This window comes from Paraburkholderia sp. SIMBA_030 (genome assembly GCF_046535245.1).
Classification (GTDB): domain Bacteria; phylum Pseudomonadota; class Gammaproteobacteria; order Burkholderiales; family Burkholderiaceae; genus Paraburkholderia.
Map to the genome: position 1 here is coordinate 1 of NZ_JAWRXB010000996.1, position 257 is coordinate 257.

1 protein-coding gene is annotated in these 257 nt (G+C 66.5%); it reads right to left on the reverse strand.

All coding sequences use genetic code 11. The features are described from left to right. Positions 1 to 257: FAD binding domain-containing protein (locus SB772_RS43010; protein WP_410838898.1), on the reverse strand; the 257-nt coding region annotated here is incomplete at both ends.

Here is a 257-nt window from a genome sequence, read left to right on the forward strand (position 1 = left end):
GTTGCCGCCCATCGTCCCCGCGTTGCGGATCGGCAGCGACGCGAAGCGCTTCCACATTTCGGTCAGCTCCGGATACGTGCCGGCGAGTGCCGCATACGCGTTCTCGAGCGTCACGCCCGCGCCGATCTCGATCCAGTCGTCGCCGTGCGCGATAGTCTGCAGTTCGACGATCTGGCCGACGTAGATCAGGTCGTCGAGCCGGCGCATCTGCTTGGTGACCCACAGGCCGATGTCGGTGCTGCCGGCGAGAATGCGCG